19 protein-coding genes are annotated in these 16908 nt (G+C 71.8%); 16 read left to right on the top strand and 3 right to left on the bottom strand.

The genetic code is table 11. The features are described from left to right. Positions 1-79: 79 nt before the first annotated feature. Genes ACJA3G_RS00230 through ACJA3G_RS00220 form a run of 3 tightly spaced genes read left to right on the top strand, consistent with a single transcriptional unit; the run spans position 80 to position 3198 of the window. Entirely contained in the window at positions 80-1312 is a 1233-nt protein-coding gene (locus ACJA3G_RS00230; RefSeq protein ID WP_406550765.1) for a sensor histidine kinase, read from the top strand. Beyond that, the gene (locus ACJA3G_RS00225) at positions 1309-1989 is read left to right on the top strand and encodes a response regulator (protein ID WP_406550764.1); all 681 of its coding nucleotides are present in this window, start codon (positions 1309-1311) and stop codon (positions 1987-1989) included. The genes ACJA3G_RS00230 and ACJA3G_RS00225 overlap by 4 nt, the downstream gene beginning before the upstream one ends. Before the next feature lie 27 nt (positions 1990-2016). Continuing rightward, positions 2017-3198, top strand: coding sequence for a cytochrome P450 (locus tag ACJA3G_RS00220; protein WP_406550763.1), 1182 nt, complete (start codon positions 2017-2019; stop codon positions 3196-3198). Between the two features lie 27 nt (positions 3199-3225). On the opposite strand, the gene ACJA3G_RS00215 is transcribed toward ACJA3G_RS00220, so the two are convergent. Both ACJA3G_RS00215 and ACJA3G_RS00210 read right to left on the bottom strand, forming a co-directional pair. Further along, a complete protein-coding gene (locus tag ACJA3G_RS00215) occupies positions 3226-3996 on the bottom strand; it encodes a hypothetical protein (protein ID WP_406550762.1) in 771 nt (256 codons plus the stop codon). Between the two features lie 60 nt (positions 3997-4056). Beyond that, the gene (locus tag ACJA3G_RS00210) at positions 4057-5055 is read right to left on the bottom strand and encodes a Gfo/Idh/MocA family oxidoreductase (RefSeq protein ID WP_406550761.1); all 999 of its coding nucleotides are present in this window, start codon (positions 5053-5055) and stop codon (positions 4057-4059) included. A 155-nt stretch (positions 5056-5210) separates the two neighbouring features. Between ACJA3G_RS00210 and ACJA3G_RS00205 the strand changes: the two genes are divergently transcribed. From ACJA3G_RS00205 to ACJA3G_RS00155, 11 genes are all read left to right on the top strand, one after another. After that, positions 5211-5930: a GntR family transcriptional regulator gene (locus tag ACJA3G_RS00205; protein ID WP_406550766.1), complete on the top strand. Its 720-nt coding sequence runs from the start codon at positions 5211-5213 to the stop codon at positions 5928-5930. A gap of 159 nt (positions 5931-6089) precedes the next feature. After that, the gene (locus ACJA3G_RS00200) at positions 6090-7103 is read left to right on the top strand and encodes a substrate-binding domain-containing protein (RefSeq protein ID WP_406550760.1); all 1014 of its coding nucleotides are present in this window, start codon (positions 6090-6092) and stop codon (positions 7101-7103) included. A 98-nt stretch (positions 7104-7201) separates the two neighbouring features. Further along, positions 7202-8215 (top strand): sugar ABC transporter substrate-binding protein, encoded by a 1014-nt coding sequence (locus ACJA3G_RS00195; RefSeq protein ID WP_406550759.1) that lies wholly within the window; start codon positions 7202-7204, stop codon positions 8213-8215. Further along, a complete protein-coding gene (locus ACJA3G_RS00190; protein WP_406550758.1) occupies positions 8212-9267 on the top strand; it encodes an ABC transporter permease in 1056 nt (351 codons plus the stop codon). The genes ACJA3G_RS00195 and ACJA3G_RS00190 overlap by 4 nt, the downstream gene beginning before the upstream one ends. Further along, the gene (locus tag ACJA3G_RS00185; protein ID WP_406550757.1) at positions 9264-10100 is read left to right on the top strand and encodes an ATP-binding cassette domain-containing protein; all 837 of its coding nucleotides are present in this window, start codon (positions 9264-9266) and stop codon (positions 10098-10100) included. Before ACJA3G_RS00190 ends, ACJA3G_RS00185 begins: the two co-directional genes overlap by 4 nt. A 181-nt stretch (positions 10101-10281) precedes the next feature. Continuing rightward, entirely contained in the window at positions 10282-11430 is a 1149-nt protein-coding gene (locus ACJA3G_RS00180; RefSeq protein ID WP_406550756.1) for an ROK family glucokinase, read from the top strand. After that, entirely contained in the window at positions 11430-12020 is a 591-nt protein-coding gene (locus ACJA3G_RS00175; RefSeq protein ID WP_406550755.1) for a hypothetical protein, read from the top strand. Before ACJA3G_RS00180 ends, ACJA3G_RS00175 begins: the two co-directional genes overlap by 1 nt. A 348-nt stretch (positions 12021-12368) precedes the next feature. After that, entirely contained in the window at positions 12369-12572 is a 204-nt protein-coding gene (locus ACJA3G_RS00170; protein WP_358836351.1) for a cold-shock protein, read from the top strand. 169 nt (positions 12573-12741) lie between these two features. Continuing rightward, positions 12742-14238, top strand: coding sequence for a DEAD/DEAH box helicase (locus ACJA3G_RS00165; RefSeq protein ID WP_406550754.1), 1497 nt, complete (start codon positions 12742-12744; stop codon positions 14236-14238). A gap of 187 nt (positions 14239-14425) precedes the next feature. After that, complete coding sequence (locus tag ACJA3G_RS00160) at positions 14426-14734, top strand: CBS domain-containing protein (protein ID WP_406550753.1); 309 nt, start codon at positions 14426-14428, stop codon at positions 14732-14734. Positions 14735-14792: 58 nt separating this feature from the next. After that, complete coding sequence (locus tag ACJA3G_RS00155; RefSeq protein WP_406550752.1) at positions 14793-15119, top strand: SCO5918 family protein; 327 nt, start codon at positions 14793-14795, stop codon at positions 15117-15119. A gap of 102 nt (positions 15120-15221) precedes the next feature. Here ACJA3G_RS00155 and ACJA3G_RS00150 read toward each other — a convergent pair whose 3' ends face one another. Next, positions 15222-15596, bottom strand: coding sequence for a hypothetical protein (locus tag ACJA3G_RS00150; protein WP_406550751.1), 375 nt, complete (start codon positions 15594-15596; stop codon positions 15222-15224). Between the two features lie 206 nt (positions 15597-15802). On the opposite strand from ACJA3G_RS00150, the gene ACJA3G_RS00145 reads away from it, so the two are divergent. Beyond that, positions 15803-16204, top strand: a complete 402-nt coding sequence (locus ACJA3G_RS00145; protein ID WP_406550750.1) for a MerR family transcriptional regulator — start codon at positions 15803-15805, stop codon at positions 16202-16204. A gap of 442 nt (positions 16205-16646) precedes the next feature. Continuing rightward, the gene (locus ACJA3G_RS00140) at positions 16647-16850 is read left to right on the top strand and encodes a cold-shock protein (protein ID WP_149547173.1); all 204 of its coding nucleotides are present in this window, start codon (positions 16647-16649) and stop codon (positions 16848-16850) included. Positions 16851-16908 lie beyond the last annotated feature (58 nt).

Below are 16908 nucleotides of genomic sequence, written 5' to 3'. Positions count from 1 at the left end.
GTCTCGGACCGTACGACTTTGGTAGCGCACCCCGCCCGGAACCCGCCACGCCGCCCCTGACCTGCGTAGCTTGGGGGACATGACACGCGCTGGACCCGAATACCGCTGGCTGCTGCCGTCCGCCGTCGTCGCCCCCGAACTGCCGGGCGACCGGCCCGGCCGCACCCGGCCGCGCCGTACCGTACGGGACTGGATCGTCGACACCTGCGCCTTCCTCTGCGCCGTGGGCATCGGCATGCTCGCCGCCGACGCCATGACGCAGGCCGCCGACTACTCCGAGACGGTCCAGGCGGCCGACCAGCTGGCGGGGGCCCTCGCCTGCTGCGCGCTGTGGCTGCGCCGGCGCTGGCCCGTGGGGCTCGCCTGGACGCTCGTCGTCGTCACGACGGTCGCCCCGGTCGCCTCCGGGGCGGTGCTGGTCGCCCTCTTCGGCGTCGCCGTGCACCGGCCCCTCAAGCCCGTCGTCGCCACCGTCGGCGCCGCGGCCCTGGTCACCGCGTGGGTGCAGCCGGTCCTGCGCCCCGACCCGAGCACCGGACTGCTGGCCAACGCCATCATGGGCACGCTGATGGTCCTCCTCGCCATGGGCTGGGGCATGCTCGTCCGCGCCCGGCGCCAGCTGGTGGTCGCGCTGCGCGAGCGGGCCGTACGCGCCGAGGAGGAGGCCGCCCTGCGGGCCGAGCACGCCCAGCGGCTCGCCCGTGAGGCCATCGCCCGCGAGATGCACGACGTACTGGCCCACCGGCTCACCCTGCTCAGCGTGCACGCGGGCGGCCTGGAGTTCCGCCCGGACGCGCCCCCGGCCGAGGTCGCCCGCGCCGCCGGGGTCATCCGCGACAGCGCCCACGAGGCCCTCCAGGACCTGCGCCAGATCATCGGTGTGCTGCGCAGCCCCGACGAGGGCGCCGAGGACCGGCCCCAGCCGACCCTCGCCACCCTGGAGGCGCTGGTCGCCGAGTCCCGCGAGGCCGGGATGAAGGTCACCCTCGACAGCCGGATCGGGGACCCGGAGAGCGTCCCCGCGGCCACCGGACGCAACGCCTACCGCATCGCCCAGGAGGCTCTCACCAACGCCCGCAAGCACGCCCCCGGCGCCGAGGTCACCGTGACCGTCACCGGCCGCCCGGGCGACGGGCTCGGCATCGAGGTGCGCAACCCCGCCCCCGTCGGGGACGTGCCCGAGGTGCCCGGCTCGGGGCAGGGGCTGATCGGGCTGACCGAGCGGGCCACGCTCGCGGGCGGCCGGCTGGAGCACGGGCCGCTGCCCGGTGGCGGGTTCGAGGTCCGCGCCTGGCTACCGTGGCCCTCATGACCATCCGGCTGCTCGTCGTCGACGACGACCCCCTCGTCCGCGCGGGACTCACCTTCATGTTCGGCGGCTCCGAGGATCTGGAGATCGTGGGCGAGGCCTCCGACGGCTCCCAGGTCGAGGAGCTGACCGACCGGCTGCGCCCGGACGTGGTCCTCATGGACATCCGGATGCCGACCGTCGACGGGCTCGCCGCCACCGAGCTCCTGCGCGCCCGCCCCGACGCCCCCGAGGTCATCGTCCTGACCACCTTCCACGCCGACGAGCAGGTGGTACGGGCGCTGCGCGCGGGCGCCGCCGGGTTCGTCCTGAAGGACACCGCGCCCGCCGAGATCGTCGCCGCCGTACGCCGGGTCGCGGCAGGCGAGCCGGTGCTCTCGCCGGCCGTCACCCGCCAGTTGATGCACCAGATCGCGGGCGCCCCGGAGGGGCCCGGTGACCGGGCGGCCCGGGCACGGGCGAGGATCGGCCAACTCGCCGAGCGAGAGCGGGAGGTGGCCGTCGCGGTCGGCCGGGGCCAGTCCAACGCGGAGATCTCCGCCGCCCTCTTCCTCAGCGTGCCCACCGTGAAGACCCATGTCTCGCGGGTGCTCGCCAAGCTGGGGCTCAACAACCGTGTCCAGATCGCTCTGCTCGTCCATGACGCGGGGCTCCTCGACGGGGACGGCGACGTAGGCTGAAGCGGACCGCCGGAGGGGAACCGAACTGTGCCGCTCGTAGACCTGCGTGACCACGAGGACTTCACCGCCCACCCGTATCCGTACTACGCGAAGCTGCGCGCGGAGGGTCCGGTGCACCGGGTGCGCACCCGCGAGATGGACGAGGTCTGGCTGATCGTCGGACACGACGAGGCGCGGGCCGCGCTCGCCGACGGCCGTTTCTCCAAGGACTGGCGGGCCATCGCCGCCGAGGGCGAGTTCACCGCGGTCAGCGCCAACATGCTGGACTCCGACCCGCCCCAGCACACCCGGCTGCGCAAGCTGGTGGCGCGCGAGTTCACCTCGCGCCGGATCGAGGCGCTGCGCCCGCGCGTGCAGGAGATCACCGACACGCTGCTCGACACCATGCTGGCCGCTCCCGGCCGCAGCGCCGACCTGGTCGACGCGTTCGCCTTCCCCCTGCCGATCACAGTCATCTGCGAACTCCTGGGCGTCCCCGACCTGGACCGGGAAACCTTCCGCCGGCTCTCCAACGAGGCGGTCGCCCCCACCGGGAACGACGGGACGAACACCTCCGCGCTGGAGATGGGCGCCTATCTGGTCGGGCTCATCGAGGACAAGCGCGCCACCGCCCCGGCGGACGACCTGATGAGCGCCCTCATCCGCACCCGGCACGAGGACGGCGACCAGCTGTCCCCGGACGAGCTCATCGGCATGGCCTTCCTGCTGCTCGTGGCTGGCCACGAGACCACCGTGAACCTCATCTCCAACGGAGTACGGGCCCTCCTCGCGCACCCGGACCAACTGGCCGCGCTCCGCGCCGACTTCGACGGTCTGATCGACGGGGCCGTCGAGGAGATGCTGCGCTACGACGGCCCGGTGGAGACGGCCACGTACCGCTACGCGCGCGAGGACGTCGAGTGCGGCGGGACCGTCATCCCGGCCGGGGCGACCGTCCTGGTCGGCCTCGCCTCCGCCGGACGCGACCCCGCCCGCCACCCCGACCCGGACCGCTTCGACATCCACCGCACCCCGCGGGGCCACCTCGGCTTCGGCCACGGCATCCACTACTGCCTGGGCGCCCCGCTCGCCCGGATGGAGGGCCGCATCGCGGTCCGTACGCTCCTGGAGCGCGCGCCCGGTCTCGAACTCGCCGGGGACGCCGACCGGTTGGAGTGGCTGCCCGGCATGCTCATCCGGGGCGTACGGCATCTGCCGGTGCGCTGGTGAGGGCGGACGAAGGGTGAGGCGCGGCGCTCACGCCCTGCGGGCGGCTTCCGCTCTGCGCCGGTGCTCGCCGCGCAGCACCAGCGCGGGCCACTCCTCGCCGTACGCCCCGCACGCCGAGAGGGACCACAGCGACCACTGCTGGGGCACCGAGTAGTACGGCACCAGCAGGCGCGCGGTGCGCCGCCGGGACACCTTCACCGGGACCAGCGCGGGCAGTACGTCCGGCGGCTGCCCCGCCAGGATCGCCTTGCGGCAGGACGCGCAGGCGGGACGGCGGTCGGCCGCCGCCTCGCGCGGCCCGGTCCGGCGCCGGGCGCGCCGGCGGTGCTGTTTGCGCGCGGGCGCCCCGGCGCTCTCGGCCGCCGCGTGCAGCGGGTTGTAGTAGCAGCGCTCGGGCGGCCTCGGCACCGGCTGCCCCGCGCGGCGGGCGTGCAGCGCGGCGAACCGGACCAGCGCGCGTTCGGCCAGGACCGCGGCGGCGGCCAGGTCCGGCAGATCGGCCGCCTCGTCCAGGAGCTTGCCGGCGGCCTGGAAGGCGTCGAGCACCCACGCGTAGTCGTCCGCGTCGCCGCCGGGCCGCGCCGGCTCCGTACCGCCCGCCGCGACCGGGAGTTCGGCGGCCCGCAGCACATCGCCGACGGCCGTCACCCGGGCCGACACCAGCCGCTCCAGCCGTTCGCGGGCCGTCTCCCACTCGTCCAGGACGCGCTGCTGCTCCTCCTTGGACGGCTCCCACGCCGGTGGCGCGGAAGCGGCCGGGCGCACCATGCCCATGAACCACCAACGCCTGTGCACCACGCCTCCCCTCGCTGCAGCCAGGGTAGAAGGCGGCGCGGGGGAGCGGGGGCACCCGGTGCCTCAGCCGGTGAACTCCGCGAGCGCCACCGGGCGGCGCTCGTGCCGGGAGCGCTCGCACGCCTCCGCGACCCGCAGCGCGCGCAGCGCCTCACGGCCGTCGCACGGGTTGGCGAGCTCCCCTCGCACGACCCGTACGAAGGCGTCGAGCTCGGCCCGGTAGGCGGGCGCGAACCGCTCCAGGAAGCCGGGCCAGGGGGTGGCGGCGGGCGCGACGGCCCCCGGCTCGACGGAGGTCAGCGGAGTGCGCTCACCGAGCCCCACGGCGAGCTGGTCGAGCTCCCCGGCCAACTCCATCCGGACGTCGTACCCGGCGCCGTTGCACCGCGTCGCCGTCGCCGTGGCGAGGGTGCCGTCGTCGAGGGTGAGCAGGGCCGCGGCCGTGGAGACGTCCCGGGCCTCGCGGAACATGGCGGGCCCGGCGTCCGAGCCGGTCGCGTACACCTCGGTGACCTCACGGCCGGTCACCCACCGCAGGATGTCGAAGTCGTGGACCAGACAGTCCCGGTAGAGCCCGCCGGAGAGCGGCAGATACGCGGCGGGCGGCGGCGCCGGGTCCGAGGTGATCGCCCGTACGGTGTGCAGCCGTCCCAGGCCGCCCGTCCGGACGCGCTCGCGGGCCGCCGCGTACCCGGCGTCGAAGCGCCGCATGAAGCCGATCTGGAGGACCGTGCCCGCGCTCTCCACCTCGTCGAGGGCGGCCAGGGTGCCGGCCAGGTCGAGGGCGATCGGCTTCTCGCAGAAGGCGGGGAGCCCGGCGCGGGCCGCGCGGGCGATCAGACCGGCGTGCGCGGCGGTCGCCGAGGCGATCACCACCGCGTCCGGCCCGGCGGCGAAGAGCCCGTCGACCGTGGTGGCCGTCGCCCCGGTCCGGGCTGCGGACGCGGCGGCCCGCGCGGGGTCGGTGTCGGCGACGACGAGCTCGGTGACCGAGGGGTGGCGGGCCAGCACCTCCGCGTGGAAGGAGCCGATACGTCCCGTTCCGATGAGTCCGATGCGCATGGCCAAAAGGTGGCGGTGCCGACTCGTCCTGTCAAGAGTTTGTCCTGACAATCAGACTTCACGACTTCCCGTCAACATGGCCCGAGCACTACGCTCACCCCGTGTCCAAGCAGCCCAGAACCGTGCCGGATCCCGCCGTGCCGCTCCAGCTCAGCGTGGACCGCACCAGCCCGGTCCCGCTCTACTTCCAGCTCTCCCAGCAGCTGGAGGCGGCCATCGAGCGCGGCACCCTCACGCCCGGCAGCCTCCTCGGCAACGAGATCGACCTCGCGGGCCGGCTCGGGCTGTCCCGTCCCACCGTCCGCCAGGCCATCCAGTCGCTGGTCGACAAGGGCCTGCTGGTGCGCCGCCGGGGCGTGGGCACCCAGGTGGTCCACAGCCAGGTCAAACGCCCGCTGGAGCTGAGCAGCCTCTACGACGACCTGGAGGCGGCCGGGCAGAAGCCCGCCACCCGGGTGCTGCGCAACACCGTGGAACCGGCCACCGCGCGGGTCGCGGCGGCCCTCGGCGTGGCCGAGGGCGAGGACGTCCATCTGGTCGAGCGGCTGCGGTACGCCCACGGCGAGCCGATGGCCGAACTGCGCAACTACCTGCCGGGCGGACTGATCGCGCTCGACACCCCGCTGCTGGAGGCCACCGGCCTGTACCGGCTGATGCGCGGCGCGGGGATCACCCTGCACAGCGCCCGGCAGTCGGTGGGGGCGCGGGCGGCCACCGCGGCCGAGGCCGAACTGCTCGCCGAGGCCGTGGGCGCGCCGCTGCTGACCATGGAGCGCACCACCTTCGACGACACCGGGCGGGCCGTGGAGTTCGGCACCCATGTCTACCGGGCCTCGCGCTACGCCTTCGAGTTCCAGCTGCTCGTACGGCCGTGAGCGCGGCGGCGGTCCCGCCCCGGTGCGACCCCGGTGAGGCACCGCCCCGGCCGAGATCTCCGCGTAAGAATGTTCGGACAAAGTATTGACGGCTGAGAGGACCCGCCGCTAGAACTCACGTGCCGCACACACCGGCGGCCGGGACGGAAGGCGGACCCCATGCGCATACCCCGCACGGCAGCCACGGCGGCGGCGCTCGCCGCGGCCCTCGCACTCACGGTCGCCGGATGCAGCAGCTCGGGCGGCAAGAGCTCCGAGGACAAGGCGGACGACGGCGCCCCAACCGGCAGAGGTGTCTCCACTCCCCGGATGAAGATCGCGATGATCACCCACTCGGGGGAGGGCGACACCTTCTGGGACATCGTCCAGAGCGGCGCGAAACAGGCCGCGGCCAAGGACAACGCCGACTTCCTCTACTCGGCGAACAAGGAGGGCCAGCAGCAGGCGCAGCTGATCCAGGCGGCCATCGACAAGAAGGTCGACGGGATCGTCGTCACCCTCGCCAAGCCCGAGGCCGTCCGGGACGTCGTGAGGAAGGCGGTCGCGGCGGGCATCCCGGTCGTCACCATCAACTCCGGCGCGCAGTACTCCAAGGAGCTCGGCGCGCTCGGCCACATCGGGCAGGACGAGGGCGTCGCCGGTGAGGCGGTCGGCGAGCAGCTGAACGCCAACGGCAGGAAGAAGGCGGTCTGCGTCATCCACGAGCAGGGCAACGTCTCGCTGGAGGAGCGCTGCGCCGGGGTGAAGAAGACCTTCAAGGGCTCGGTGGAGAACCTCAACGTCGACGGGACCAACACGCCCGCCGCGACATCCTCCATCGAGGCGAAACTCCAGGCGGGCTCGGGGGGAACGGCCATCGACGCCGTCGTCACGCTCGGCGCGCCGATGGCCGCCGCGGCGGTCAAGGCCAAGGGCGGCGCGGGCAGCTCCGCCGAGGTCGACACCTTCGACCTCAACGCCGCCGTGATCCAGCAGTTCAAGGGCAAGGAGATCGGCTTCGCGGTCGATCAGCAGCCGTATCTCCAGGGGTATCTGGCGGTGGACGAACTGTGGCTGCACAAGACCAACGGCAACGTGGTCGGCGGCGGCAGGCCGGTCCTCACCGGGCCCGCCATCGTCACCGGGAAGGACGTGCCGGCGTTGGAGAAGTACACCGCTCGCGGTACCCGATGATCCGCCGCCGACCCGATGTGACCCATACTTGGGCGGCCGGGGCAGGCACGCACCAGTCCCGGGCGCACCTGGGAGTACAGCAAGAGGAGCACGGCGTCGTGGCAAGGGTTCGGACAGGGGTACGCGCGGTGGGCGCGGTGCTGGCGGCAGTGCTCGGGGCCTCCCTGGTGGGATGCAGCAGCACCGGGGGCAAGCGCGCCGAGGACGCGCGCAAGGCCGCGGTGGCCCAGGGCAAGGCGGCGGTGAACACCCCCCGCTGGAAGTTCGCCATGATCACCCACTCGGGCGACGGCGACACCTTCTGGGACATCGTCCAGAGCGGCGCCAAGCAGGCCGCCGTGAAGGACAACATCGACTTCCTGTACTCGCACAGCGACCAGGGTCAGCAGCAGGCGCAGTTCGTGCAGGCGGCCATCGACCAGAAGGTCGACGGGATCGTCGTCACCCTCGCCAAGCCGGACGCGATGAAGGACGTCGTCGCCAAGGCCGCGAAGGCCGGCATCCCGGTGATCACGGTGAACTCGGGCTCGGAGAAGTCCAAGCAGTTCGGCGCGCTCACCCACATCGGCCAGGACGAGACCATCGCGGGCGAGGCCGTCGGCGAGGAGCTCAACAAGCGCGGGAAGAAGAAGGCGCTCTGCGTCCTGCACGAGCAGGGCAACGTCGGCCACGAGCAGCGCTGCGCGGGCACCAAGAAGACCTTCAAGGGCGATCTGCAGAACCTCTACGTCACCGGCACCAACATGCCCGACGTGCAGTCCTCCATCGAGGCCAAGCTCCAGGCGGACCGGTCCATCGACTCCGTGGTCACCCTGGGAGCCCCCTTCGCGGACACCGCGGTCAAGGCCAGGAACTCCGCCGGCAGCTCCGCCGAGGTCGACACCTTCGACCTGAACGCCAAGGTCGCCTCCGAGCTGAAGGACGGCACCCTCGGCTTCGCGGTCGACCAGCAGCCCTACCTCCAGGGATACGAGGCCGTGGACCTGCTCTGGCTCTACAAGTACAACGGCGACGTGCTCGGCGGCGGGCTTCCGGTGCTGACCGGGCCCCAGATCATCACCAAGGACGCCGCCGCCGAGCTGGAGGAGTACACGAAGCGGGGGACCCGATGACCGCCACCGCACCGGCGCCCGCGCCCGCGTCCGCCAAGGACGAGCGGCTGATCCACCGGTCCGTGCTGCGCAGACTGCTCGGCCGCCCGGAGCTCGGCTCGGTCGTCGGCGCCGTCGCCGTCTTCGTCTTCTTCTCGATCGTGGCGGACAGCTTCCTGCGCGCCTCCAGCCTCTCCACCGTGCTGTACGCGGCGTCCACCATCGGCATCATGGCGGTGCCGGTGGCGCTGCTGATGATCGGCGGCGAGTTCGACCTGTCGGCCGGTGTGCTGGTGACGACGTCGGCGCTCGTCTCGTCGATGTTCAGCTACCAGATGACGGCCAACGTCTGGGTGGGCGTCGGGGTCTCGCTGCTGACCACGCTCGCCCTCGGCGCCTTCAACGGCTTCATGCTGACCCGTACCAAACTGCCCAGCTTCATCATCACGCTCGGCACCTTCCTGATGCTGACCGGCCTCAACCTCGGCTTCACCAAGCTGATCAGCGGCACGGTCTCCACCAAGTCCATCGCCGACATGGAGGGCTTCGCCTCGGCGAAGAAGGTCTTCGCCTCCCAGCTGAGCGTCGGCTCGGTGGACCTCAAGGTCACCATCCTGTGGTGGTTCGGCCTGGTCGCGGTCGCCACCTGGATCCTGCTGCGGACCCGGTTCGGCAACTGGATCTTCGCGGTCGGCGGCGAGGCCGACGCGGCCCGCGCGGTCGGCGTGCCGGTCTACAAGACCAAGATCGGCCTGTACATGGGCGTGGCGTTCGCCGCCTGGGTCTCCGGGCAGCACCTGCTCTTCTCGTTCGACGTGGTGCAGTCCGGCGAGGGCGTCGGCAACGAGCTGATCTACATCATCGCGGCCGTCATCGGCGGCTGTCTGATCACCGGCGGCTACGGCTCGGCGATCGGCTCCGCGGTCGGCGCGTTCATCTTCGGTATGACCAGCAAGGGCATCGTCTACGCCGAGTGGAACCCGGACTGGTTCAAGTTCTTCCTGGGAGCGATGCTCCTGTTGGCCACCCTGCTCAACGCGTGGGTGCGCAAGCGGGCGGAGGCGACGGCATGACGGACGCGACCCTGACCGAGAGCCCCCTGGTGGAGCTCGACGACGTCAGCAAGTACTACGGCAACATCCGCGCCCTGGAAGGCGTCTCGCTGGAGGTCCACCCGGGCGAGATCACCTGCGTCCTGGGGGACAACGGCGCCGGCAAGTCCACCCTCATCAAGATCATCGCGGGGCTGCACCGGCACGACTCCGGCGCCTTCCGCATCGAGGGCCAGGACGTCTCGCTCGGCAACCCGCGCGAGGCGCTCGACCGGGGCATCGCCACCGTCTACCAGGACCTCGCGGTCGTCCCGCTGATGCCGGTGTGGCGCAACTTCTTCCTCGGCTCCGAGCCGACGAAGGGGGCCGGCCCCTTCAAGCGGCTCGACGTCGACCTGATGCGCCGCACCACCCGCTCGGAGCTGCTGCGCATGGGCATCGACCTGCGCGACGTGGACCAGCCCATCGGCACCCTGTCGGGCGGCGAGCGCCAGTGCGTGGCGATCGCCCGCGCGGTCTACTTCGGCGCCAAGGTGCTGGTCCTGGACGAGCCCACCGCCGCGCTCGGCGTCAAGCAGTCCGGTGTCGTGCTCAAGTACGTGGCGGCGGCCCGGGACGCGGGCCTCGGCGTGGTCCTGATCACGCACAACCCGCACCACGCCTACCTCGTCGGTGACCGTTTCGTCCTGCTCAAGCGCGGTGCGATGACCGGCAGCCATCTGCGCAGCCAGATCACCCTGGACGAGCTCACCCGCCAGATGGCGGGCGGCAGCGAGCTGGAGGAGCTCAGCCACGAGCTCCAGCGGGCCCCCGAGCCGGACCTGAGCGCCCGGCCCGCCGACACCGCGAAGTAACGGCCGGGGCGCCCGGGGCGGTACGGGCGCGCGAGGTCCGGTCCCGGCCGGGGTGGCAGAATCGGGCACGGCGGGCGCCGTCCGCCGCCGGCCACCCCGGCTCCCCGAGACCACCAGGGACGACACCAGTCGTGCGAGCATTCCAGGACACCCCCCTCCCTCGGCGACGGGGTGCGGCCCGATGAACACCTACCGAGGCTCCGCCCGGGCCACCGTCCTGCGCACCGTCGGCACCCGCGAGCGCCGCTCGCACCTGACCGCACCCCGCGTCCCCACCGTCGGCATCGACATCGGCGGCACCAAGGTGATGGCGGGCGTCGTCGACGCCGACGGCGTCATCCTGGAGAAGATCCGCACCGAGACGCCGGACAAGTCCAAGAGTCCCAAGGTCGTCGAGGACACCATCACCGAGCTGGTCCTGGACCTCTCCGACCGCCACGACGTGCACGCCGTCGGCATCGGCGCGGCCGGCTGGGTCGACGCCGACCGCAGCACCATCCTCTTCGCCCCGCACCTCGCCTGGCGCAACGAACCGCTGCGCGACGCCCTCCAGTCCCGGCTCGCCGTCCCGGTCATGGTCGACAACGACGCCAACACGGCCGCCTGGGCCGAGTGGCGCTTCGGCGCGGGCCGCGGCGAGGACCACCTCGTCATGATCACGCTCGGCACCGGCATCGGCGGCGCGATCCTGGAGGACGGCCGGGTCAAGCGCGGCAAGTACGGCGTGGCGGGGGAGTTCGGCCATATGCAGGTCGTGCCCGGCGGTCACCGCTGCCCGTGCGGCAACCGCGGCTGCTGGGAGCAGTACAGCTCCGGCAACGCCCTGGTCCGCGAGGCCCGTGAACTCGCGGTCGCGGACTCGCCGGTCGCGTACAACATCCTGGAGCGGGTCAAGGGCAACATCCCCGACATCACCGGGCCGCTCATCACCGAGCTCGCCCGCGAGGGCGACGCCATGTGCGTCGAACTGTTCCAGGACATCGGCCAGTGGCTCGGCGTCGGCATCGCCAACCTCGCCGCCGCCCTCGACCCGTCCTGCTTCGTCATCGGCGGCGGCGTCAGCGCGGCCGACGACCTGCTGATCGGCCCGGCCCGGGACGCCTTCCGGCGCCAGCTGACCGGCCGCGGCTACCGCCCCGAGGCCCGGATCGCCAAGGCGCAGCTGGGCCCCGAGGCCGGCATGGTCGGCGCCGCCGACCTCGCCCGCCTCGTCGCCCGCCGCTTCCGCCGCGCCAACCGCCGCCGGGTCGAGCGCTACGAGCGGTACGCCCAGGTCGCCGAGGCCGTACGCAGGACGAGCTCCACCCGTGCCACCGAGGAATCACCGTGATGACCCCCGCAGAGCGGCCCGCCGTGCCGCGCCAGTCGCCGCCCCCGGACGGAACCCGGCCGCCGGAGGACCGCCGCCATATGATCCGCCGCCGCTGGCTCACCGCGATCATCATCGTGCTGCTCATCGGGGTCCCGGCCGGCTATCTCGCCATCTCCGCCGGACAGAGCCGCGACAGCGGGCGCGACAAGGAGAGCGAGGCGTCCGCGACCGGGCTCCAGCACGACTGGCCGTCCAAGACCCAGCGGCGCATCTACGACGTCCCGGTCCCCTCCGACGCCACGGACGTGCGGTACTACGAGACCAACAGCTGGAAGGTCAGCAAGCTGTTCGTCTCCTTCAGGACCACCGCGGCCGGTCTCGCGGAGTTCCTCAAGGACTCCGGGAGCAGTACGGCGGCGCTGCGCCCCGGTTCGGTGGCCATCGACGCCGGTGACGCGCGGAAGGTCGGCTGGACCTTCGCGTCCGGCCACGACTGGGCGGGCACCCGGCACGCCCAGAAGGACCCGCTGCCCACGCAGGAGATCACGGTGGACGAGAGCGACCCGGACAACCCGGTCGTCTTCGTCGTCTCCACGGCCACGCCCTGACGCGAGCGCCCGCGCGCCCCGGGTGTCCGGCCGCAAATACCGGCAGGAATCATGGGGCCCGGGGGCCTCAATATCTGTCCCCGCGAAGTGAGAATTAGAAGCGGGGCGCGATTAATAATAATGGCGCGACAGGCCGGGGCGGAGTAATGTGCCGCGCACGGCTGATCGCACCGTGCTACTGTCGATCTCAGTTGCAGTTGTGGCTCCTGAAATCTTACGGGTGTCCCCACCGGTTCATTCCGGAGGGCGACCCTTTCTGGTCCCGGTTATTTCCGGCAGGGTGATCATCACGGCGACACGGAGTGCGCACGGTGTGCGCTCCGAGCACCGCCCCGAAGGAGAAATAACATGGCTTCCGGAACTGTGAAGTGGTTCAACGCGGAAAAGGGCTTCGGCTTCATCGAGCAGGACGGTGGCGGCGCTGACGTGTTCGCCCACTACTCGAACATCTCCGCCCAGGGCTTCCGCGAGCTGCTCGAAGGCCAGAAGGTGAACTTCGACATCGCGCAGGGCCAGAAGGGCCCGACGGCCGAGAACATCGTTCTCGCCTGACGTCGCCACGCACTTCGCAGCTGGGGCCCGCACCTTGGGGTGCGGGCCCCAGCTTGCTGCGTTCCGGGGTCGATGAACCCCATTTCTCTCGGCTCGTTCTTGCGATTCTCTGCGCTGCTCGTTCGCTGCGGGAATTCCTTGATACGTGCCACGTCAAGGAAGGTTCCCTGTGGACCGCACGCGCATAAACGACCGTTCCGCCCGCACCCGCACCGGAAATCCGCGCTCCGGCGGCGAGAACCGCTCCGCCTTCCCGCGCCGTACGTCGGGTCCCGGGCGGCGGCAGAACTCGCCCCAGGGTGAGTTCGCGGTGCCGAAGACCCTCACCCCGGCCCTGCCGGCCGTCGAGGCGTTCGCCGATCTCGGCATGCCGACGCAGTTGCTGGACGCGCTGGGCCACGAGGGCGTGACCGTACCGTTCCCGATCCAGGGCGCCACGCTGCCGAACTCGCTCGCCGGCCGTGACGTCCTCGGCCGTGGCCGCACCGGCTCGGGCAAGACCCTCGCCTTCGGCCTCGCCCTGCTGGCCCGTACGGCGGGCCTGCGCGCCGAGCCGCGCCAGCCCCTGGCCCTCGTCCTGGTGCCGACCCGGGAGCTCGCCCAGCAGGTCACCGACGCCCTCACCCCGTACGCCCGCTCCGTGCGGCTGCGGCTCACCACCGTGGTCGGCGGCATGTCGCTCGGCAGGCAGGCCGCGGCGCTGCGCGGCGGGGCCGAGGTCGTCGTCGCCACGCCGGGCCGGCTGAAGGACCTCGTCGACCGCGGCGACTGCCGGCTGGACCAGGTCGCCGTCACCGTCCTCGACGAGGCCGACCAGATGACCGACATGGGCTTCATGCCCCAGGTCACCGAGCTCCTCGACCAGGTGAAGCCCGGAGGCCAGCGGATGCTGTTCTCCGCCACCCTGGACCGCAACGTCGACCAGCTGGTCCGCCGCTATCTGACCGACCCGGTGGTCCACTCCGTCGACCCCTCCGCGGGCGCGGTCACCACCATGGAGCACCACGTCCTGCACGTGCAGGGCGCCGACAAGCACCGTACGACCACCGAGATCGCGGCCCGGGACGGGCGAGTGATCATGTTCCTGGACACCAAGCACGCGGTGGACCGGCTGACCGAGCACCTGCTGAACAGCGGTGTACGGGCCGCCGCGCTGCACGGCGGGAAGTCCCAGCCGCAGCGGACGCGGACCCTGTCCCACTTCCGCACCGGGCACGTGACGGTGCTGGTGGCGACCAACGTCGCGGCGCGCGGTATCCACGTCGACAACCTCGACCTGGTCGTGAACGTCGACCCGCCCAGCGACCACAAGGACTACCTGCACCGGGGCGGCCGTACCGCCCGCGCCGGTGAGTCCGGCAGCGTCGTCACGCTGGTGACCCCCAACCAGCGCCGCGACATGAGCCGGCTGATGGCCGCCGCCGGCATCACCCCGCAGACCACCCAGGTGCGCTCGGGCGAAGCCGAACTGAGCCGTATCACCGGTGCCCAGGCGCCCTCGGGCGTCCCGGTCACCATCACCGCACCGGCCTCGGAACGCCCCCGGCGCGCCTCCTCCTCACCCCGTGGCCGACGTGGCACCGCGGGCCGGAGCCGGTCCGGCGCCGACACGGCTCGCCGCACCACGCAGCGCCCGGCCGCGGTCGACACGGCCACGGCGGCCTAGGGCGTGCCGTCCGGATCGTGCCCCGGGCCCGCGCACCACACCGTGCGGACCGCAGTCGGCGAGATCCGGACGAGACGCCCCGGAACGCTCGTGTGCCACACCGCCACACCGCCACCACGGGCCCCGCGCACCGCGCCGGGCCCGTCGTGACCGGACCATCCGTCCCCGTCCCCGCAGGAGGAATCCTTTGACACCCGTCCAGACCCGGCAACGCCCGGCCTCCCTCCATGGCACGGCCGAGGCCGTCGACCTGTCGGGGCCGCGCGTGAGTGACGACATGACCGTAGAGATGGCCCTGTCCGTCATGGCCGGTGCCCGGGTCGGGTTCCTGCTGCTGTGCGACCGGGACGAGCAGATCACCGGCTCGGTCACCCGGACCCGGCTGGCCGCTGTCCGTGACAGCGCCGCCTACACGGACCGGCTCCGGCTGCGGGACGTCCTCGCCGCCGACGGCCCGTCCGGCTCCGCCCCGGGCGCTCTCGCCCTGTTCCGCTGATCCACCCCTCGCGGTCCCCCGGCCGCCCCTTCGCCCTTCTTCTCCCCTGTGAGGCACCATGCGCTGCGTCATCGCCCGTTTCCCCTTCGAGCTCACCAAGAGCGGTGTTGTGACCTCGATGAAGGGCGTGAAGCCCGAGATCATCACCGGGGAGTCCGTGCTCATCGGCCGTCGCCACTACCCCGTCAAGCAGGTGGGCGAGATCATCACCCGGCAGGACCGCCGCGACTTCACCGGCCAGGAGGTCACCCGGGCCATGGCCCGGCTCGGCTTCAGCTGCCGTAGCGGCGAGCCGGCCGTGGTGCCCGCCGCGCAGGCCACGCAGGCCACGCAGATGCAGACCGCTTCCGCGCTGCTGGGCGGCCCCGGCTCGCTGGGGCTCTGACCAGGAACGCCGCAGGACGGTCCACCGGACGAGTCCGGTACAGGACAGCGGGAAGGGCCCTGCCGACACATGTCGGCAGGGCCCTTCCCGCTGTACGAGGTCTCAGTGGTCGGAGTAGCTGAAGTCGCCCACGGTCCAGGCGCTCACGTCCGCGATGGCGACGCGGTACATCCCACCGGTCTCGGGAATCCCGACGTTCCCCTGGAGGATCCGGGCGAGATGGAAGTGCAGATGCGTGGGCGCCCCACCGCCGTCGGCGCGTTCCCTCGGGGGGTCCGCGGTGAAGACGTCGGAGAAGGGACCCAGATGATCCGAGTCCTTGAGTACCTCCGAGACCCGCTCCCTCCATACCGCTTCGGGAGCCAGTCGTCCGGTGATGACAGTTCCACCGACCACCACGGTCAGCGACATCTGATTGCTCTGCCCGGATTCCACCATGGTGGAGATGCCGATGAGCAGGTCGTCAGGGTTCGACATGGGACCTGATTCTATCCATCCCTTCTCGGGGCCCGGCAGAGGGCCGCTTCCCGGAGAGCGGGCGCGGTACGAAACGGGGGGTACGGCACACCCGGTGCCGGAAGGGAAGGCCTGCGCGGTGACGACGCCGGCGGATGGTGTTGACTTTCCTCCGGGCCAGGCCGTACGGCGTCCGGGCCCCTCGACGCGCTGCACAACGAGGTGACATGACAGCAGACAGTCCGCTGGGCGATCGTCTGGACGACGACGACTACCCGGCCTACACGATGGGCCGGGCCGCCGAGATGCTCGGCGCCACCCCGGGTTTCCTCCGTGCCATCGGGGAGGCCCGGCTCATCACACCGCTGCGCTCCGAGGGCGGGCACCGGCGTTACTCCCGCTACCAGCTCCGGATCGCCGCCCGGGCCCGTGAGCTGGTCGACCAGGGGACCCCGGTCGAGGCGGCCTGCCGCATCGTGATCCTGGAGGACCAGCTGGAGGAGGCTCAGCGCATAAACGCCGAGTACCGCCGCACTGCGCAGCGGGCACCGGGCGACTCCGGGGCCGAATCCGCATCGGATTCCGCATCCGGCTCCGCATCCGATACCGGCTCCGATTCCGGCTCCTGATCCGATTCGGGTTCCGGTTCGGCGTCCGGTTCCGTTCTGAGGGCCGATCGCCCGGCCGGCGCCGGTGTGGGCCGCGTCACCCCGGCGGGTGGCCCGGCCCGCGTAGGCCGGACCACCGCCGCGACAACGCTCCCCGCTAAAACATCGCCCATCGCGCGGTCAATATCTGTTCTCGTGAAGTGAGAGTTCCAAGGACCCCGCGGGAAGGGTTTTTACCGCCTTGGACAAGGTCGAATTCTCCATTGCGCACCGGCCGTTCCGGCGTGCTACTGTCGATCTCAGTTGCAGTTGTGGTTCCCGAAACTTCAAGTGCCCCCATCCGGCTCCGGCCAGGTGGGAGCACTTTTGTCTTTCCGGTCATTTTCCGGGCGGGGTGATCATCGCGGCGACACGGTGTCCGCACAGTGCGGACACCGATGCACTGCCCCAAAGGAGATATGACATGGCTGCTGGTACCGTGAAGTGGTTCAACGCGGAAAAGGGCTTCGGCTTCATCGAGCAGGACGGTGGCGGCGCCGACGTGTTCGCCCACTACTCGAACATTTCCGCCCAGGGCTTCCGTGAGCTGCTCGAGGGCCAGAAGGTGACCTTCGACATCGCCCAGGGCCAGAAGGGCCCGACGGCCGAGAACATCGTTCCGGCCTGACGCTCACGCACCATCTGTAGCTGGGGCCCGCATCCCTCGGGGTGCGGGCCCCAGCTGC

Origin of the sequence: Streptomyces sp. YS-3, from assembly GCF_045257485.1 — a bacterium.
GTDB lineage: Bacteria > Actinomycetota > Actinomycetes > Streptomycetales > Streptomycetaceae > Streptomyces.
The sequence above is the reverse complement of the archived record's forward strand: the minus strand, read 5'-3'. Positions and strand labels throughout refer to the sequence as shown.

Excerpts from the sequence above, each read along its gene's own strand:
- ACJA3G_RS00180 (WP_406550756.1), top strand. The coding sequence starts at position 10,282 with ATGAACACCTACCGAGGCTCCGCCCGGGCCACCGTCCTGCGCACCGTC.
- ACJA3G_RS00185 (WP_406550757.1), top strand. The coding sequence starts at position 9,264 with ATGACGGACGCGACCCTGACCGAGAGCCCCCTGGTGGAGCTCGACGAC.
- ACJA3G_RS00150 (WP_406550751.1), bottom strand. The coding sequence starts at position 15,596 with ATGTCGAACCCTGACGACCTGCTCATCGGCATCTCCACCATGGTGGAA.
- ACJA3G_RS00190 (WP_406550758.1), top strand. The coding sequence starts at position 8,212 with ATGACCGCCACCGCACCGGCGCCCGCGCCCGCGTCCGCCAAGGACGAG.
- ACJA3G_RS00225 (WP_406550764.1), top strand. The coding sequence starts at position 1,309 with ATGACCATCCGGCTGCTCGTCGTCGACGACGACCCCCTCGTCCGCGCG.
- ACJA3G_RS00145 (WP_406550750.1), top strand. The coding sequence starts at position 15,803 with ATGACAGCAGACAGTCCGCTGGGCGATCGTCTGGACGACGACGACTAC.
- ACJA3G_RS00175 (WP_406550755.1), top strand. The coding sequence starts at position 11,430 with ATGACCCCCGCAGAGCGGCCCGCCGTGCCGCGCCAGTCGCCGCCCCCG.
- ACJA3G_RS00155 (WP_406550752.1), top strand. The coding sequence starts at position 14,793 with ATGCGCTGCGTCATCGCCCGTTTCCCCTTCGAGCTCACCAAGAGCGGT.
- ACJA3G_RS00170 (WP_358836351.1), top strand. The coding sequence starts at position 12,369 with ATGGCTTCCGGAACTGTGAAGTGGTTCAACGCGGAAAAGGGCTTCGGC.
- ACJA3G_RS00230 (WP_406550765.1), top strand. The coding sequence starts at position 80 with ATGACACGCGCTGGACCCGAATACCGCTGGCTGCTGCCGTCCGCCGTC.
- ACJA3G_RS00140 (WP_149547173.1), top strand. The coding sequence starts at position 16,647 with ATGGCTGCTGGTACCGTGAAGTGGTTCAACGCGGAAAAGGGCTTCGGC.
- ACJA3G_RS00200 (WP_406550760.1), top strand. The coding sequence starts at position 6,090 with ATGCGCATACCCCGCACGGCAGCCACGGCGGCGGCGCTCGCCGCGGCC.
- ACJA3G_RS00210 (WP_406550761.1), bottom strand. The coding sequence starts at position 5,055 with ATGCGCATCGGACTCATCGGAACGGGACGTATCGGCTCCTTCCACGCG.